The organism is Sphingorhabdus sp., assembly GCF_040079335.1.
Classification (GTDB): domain Bacteria; phylum Pseudomonadota; class Alphaproteobacteria; order Sphingomonadales; family Sphingomonadaceae; genus Sphingorhabdus_B.
This window is the reverse complement of sequence record NZ_JBEBKL010000086.1, coordinates 1-4,126: the sequence shown is the minus strand read 5'-3', so window position 1 is coordinate 4,126 and position 4,126 is coordinate 1. Positions and strand designations below refer to the sequence as shown.

Genomic DNA, 4,126 nt, shown 5'->3' with positions numbered 1-4,126 from the left:
TGACACCACCTAGTCCCGAGCAGGATTTTATCATGGGAGGGCGCGCTTATACGTCGTGCCGACGTGGCTTTGATGGCGTAGATGGATTGCCATCATGGCAATCTTCCATCTCTCGGTCAAAGTCATCAGCCGCGCCAGCGGGCGCAGCGCTGTGGCGGCAGCGGCCTATCGCGGCGCCGAGCGTCTGCACGACGAGCGCCTCGACCGCGACCATGACTTTACCAACAAGGACGGCGTCGTTCATTCCGAAATCCTTTTGCCAAAAGATGCGCCTGAACATCTCGCCGACCGGGAGAAGCTCTGGAACGCAGTCGAGGCAGCAGAAAAGAGAAAGGATGCGCAGCTCTCCCGCGAGGTCGAGTTCGCGATCCCGCGCGAGATGAACAAGGGCCAAGGCATTGCGCTGGCCCGCGACTTTGTGAAGACCGAGTTCGTCGACAAGGGCATGATCGCCGACCTCAACGTGCATTGGGATATCGGCAAGGACGGACTGGCCAAGCCGCACGCGCACGTGATGCTCACAATGCGCGAAGTTGGGAAGGACGGTTTCGGCGCGAAGGTGCGCGAGTGGAACAAGGCCGAGTTGGTCGAGCAATGGCGCGAGCGATGGGCCGAGCATGTTAATCAGCGGTTGGCCAAGCTCGACATTGACGCGCGTGTCGATCACCGCAGTCTGGACGCGCAGGGCATAAAGCTGGAGCCGCAGGACAAGATTGGCCCCGCCGCTTCGCGAATGGGCGCGCGCGGGCTCGAGGCCGAACGCATCGAAGAACACCGCGCAGTCGCGCAGCGCAATGGCGAGCGCATCATTGCCAATCCCGGTGTTGCGCTCGACGCGATCACGCACAGCCAAGCCACCTTCACGAACCGTGACCTTGCCATTTTCGCGCATCGGCACAGCGACGGAAAAGAGCAGTTCGATGCCGTACTAAGCGCAGTGCGCGGATCGCCCGATTTCATCGCTTTGGGCAAGGACGGACGCGGCGACGAACGCTTCACATCGCAGGCGATGATTGCGACCGAGCAGCGGTTGCAGCACGCTTCGGAGTTGATGGCGGCGCGGGAGCGGCACGGCGTCGATGCGAAAGGCAGGGACGGAGCGTTGGCGCAGGCAGATACGCGCGGGTTGGTGCTGTCGGGCGAGCAGCGCGCGGCGTTCGTGCATGTGACCGAAGGGCGCGGCCTGAGTATCGTCGTCGGCTATGCCGGGACTGGCAAGAGCGCGATGCTTGGCGTCGCGCGCGAGGCATGGGAAAGCGCTGGCTTTAATGTTCGCGGTGCTGCGCTGTCAGGCATTGCCGCCGAAGGACTTGAGCACGGTTCGGGCATTGCATCACGCACCATCGCCAGCCTTGAACATCAATGGGGACAGGGCCGCGAACAACTGACTTCGCGCGACGTGCTGGTAATCGACGAGGCGGGCATGGTCGGCACGCGCCAGATGGAGCGCGTGCTGTCCCATGCCGCCGATGCCGGTGCGAAAGTCGTGCTGGTGGGTGACCCGCAACAGTTGCAGGCCATTGAAGCAGGGGCTGCGTTCCGCGCCATCCACGAACGGCATGGCGGCGTTGAAATCAGTGAAGTGCGCCGTCAGCGTCAGGCTTGGCAGCAGGATGCCACACGCCACCTTGCAACCGGACGAACAGGGCAGGCCGTTCATGCGTACGGCGAGCACGGAATGGTTCATGCCGCCGACACGCGGGAGGCGGCGCGCGCAGATTTGATCGACCGTTGGGATGAAGCGCGCCAGTCCAGCCCCGGCGAGACGCGCATCATCCTCACGCACACCAATGACGAGATGCGCGAACTCAACGAAGCCGCGCGCGGGCGTATGCGTGTTGCGGATGGCTTGGGTGCCGATGTGTCGATCAAGGCTGAGCGCGGCGACCGACAATTTGCCAGCGGCGACCGCATCATGTTTTTGCGCAACGAGCGTGAGCTGGGTGTCAAGAACGGCACGCTTGGCACCGTCGAGCAAGTCAGCCCCCAGCGCATGGCCGTGCGCACCGACGATGGCCGCAGCGTCGCCTTCGACACAAAGGACTATGCGTATGTCGATCACGGCTACGCCGCCACGATCCACAAGGCGCAGGGCATGACCGTAGACCGGACGCATGTGCTCGCAACGCCGGGCATGGACAGCCACGGGGCTTACGTCGCGCTGTCGCGCCACCGCGAAGGCGTGGACCTGCATTATGGCCGCGACGACTTCGCCGATCAGTCGAAACTTGTCCGAACGCTCAGCCGCGAGCGCGGCAAGGACATGGCGAGCGACTACAGCCCGGAGCAGCGATTTGCCGAGCGGCGCGGGATCACCTTCCGCCAACGCATTGTCGAGATCGCGCGGCAGTTGCCGGAGCACGCGAAATCCATCTTCGCCAACTTCCGCCCGCAGGCGCAGAAGCTCGAAACTCTTCCCGCCGAACAGCATGGGCTTTCCAACCAGCGCCGTGCGGTCGAACGCTTCGCTCGTGCCGCCGACGATATGGCGAAGATGCGCGAGCAGGGATTGCCGGTGCTTCCCCATCAGCGCGACGCGCTGGACAAGGCAGGGAAAACCCTCGACGCGATCAGGCCCCATGCCGCCGTCGATCTTGCCAGCGCCTTGCAGCGCCGGCCTGAGTTGACCCGCGAGGCAGCCGACGGTCGGAGCCAAGGCGCGACTCGCGCCATGCAGCTTGAGTCTGAAATCCGCGTCGATCCGGTGCAGCGCGCCGACCGCTTTGTGAATGACTGGCAGCAGCTAGGGCAGGCACGCGCGGTCATGCAGCAAGGGGGCAACGACAATGGTGCAGGCCGTATCGCGGGACGCATGGCCGACATGGCGAAAGGTCTGGAACGCGATCCACAGGTGGAATCGCTGTTGCGCAGCCGGACGCGGGAACTCGGTCTCGGCAAGGACATCGGACGCGATTTGTCCCGCGAACTTGCCGCGTCTGTGTCGTTCGAGCGGACCCGCTCGATTGGAATGAGCCTGTAGGAGAAGTGAAGTGGACAATGCCGATACTGAAGAAGTGACACTGGACATTGAGGAGGAGGCCGAAGCGGAGGCTAAGCCCAAGCCCAGACCAAAGCGCAAGGCCAAACCTAGGCTCGCCAAGGTCGAAAGCGATCCTGCCGCCGAAGCGTTCGCGCGGCTTGAAGGCGAACTGGCCCTCATGCGGCGCGCGGTCCAGCATCTTGCCGCCGAGCGGGCAGACATCATTATCCCCGACTATGGGGCGACCTTGACGGAGATGACAAAGCGGCTCGAAGAGATGGTAGAGAATCTTGATTGCATCGAGGAACACCCGGCCATGCAGGTGACTCCCGATAGCTTTGGCAGGCGGATCGAAGCCGCAGCGGAGGCGGCGCGGCGCGGCGATCAAACGCGGATCAACGACGCATATAATGAGCTTCGGCAAGCGGCGCAGGATATGCGCGGTGTCACATCCCACGCCCGCAATAGTGCGGACCAACGCCGCACAGTGTTTCAGGCAGTCGGAGGCGGAGTGCTCGGCGGCATCCTTCTTTGGTCGTTCCTTCCCGGAACTATTGCCCGTTCCGTGCCGGAGAGTTGGCACTGGCCCGAAGCGATGGCCGAGGGAATGCTCGACGAACCTTCTGGGTGGGAGGCAGGCACCAGACTTATGAGTGCAGACGATCCCCAGGCATGGAGTGCCGTTGTGCAGGCAGCGAGAATGGCGCAGGCAAACGGCCAAATCATCCCCGGCTGTATTAAGAAAGCAAACGATGCTGGCAAATCCGTCCGGTGCACCGTCAGCATCGTTCCGGATGCTAATTGATCGTCATGTTGACAATATGATATCTTGGAGCCCGGCCACGGACGAGCAAAAATTTAAGCAAAAGTACCCCGCGCCGTATAAAAGATGCCGACAAATCCGGCATTAACGACAGCTTCAGAATGCATGAATTAGAGGATGATCTGAGCGGAATGGTTAATACTACTTACATAAGTGTTACAGCTTGGAACGTTGATTTCGCATAAAAATATTGTATGAGGCGCACGGATGTCGAGCAAAGACTGCTCGAGCGATTAGCGGGAATCTGGGAGGGTTACATATCGCATGACAATTTCTGACGAGATATGGCAGCGATGGATCGCTGTGCTGGAGGATATGTTGCA

The 4,126-nt window shown here is 61.7% G+C and carries 2 protein-coding genes; both read left to right on the top strand.

Annotation, left to right across the window (positions count from 1 at the left end; genetic code table 11):
- Positions 1-94 precede the first annotated feature (94 nt).
- A complete protein-coding gene (traA, locus tag ABL922_RS14125) occupies positions 95-2,980 on the top strand; it encodes a Ti-type conjugative transfer relaxase TraA (RefSeq protein ID WP_349024852.1) in 2,886 nt (961 codons plus the stop codon).
- Positions 2,981-2,990: 10 nt separating this feature from the next.
- A complete protein-coding gene (locus tag ABL922_RS14120; RefSeq protein ID WP_349024851.1) occupies positions 2,991-3,785 on the top strand; it encodes a DUF6118 family protein in 795 nt (264 codons plus the stop codon).
- The last annotated feature ends 341 nt before the right edge of the window (positions 3,786-4,126 follow it).

What these genes read in the sequence shown, in the direction of transcription:
- traA (WP_349024852.1), top strand. Translation starts at nt 95, where the DNA reads ATGGCAATCTTCCATCTCTCGGTCAAAGTCATCAGCCGCGCCAGCGGG.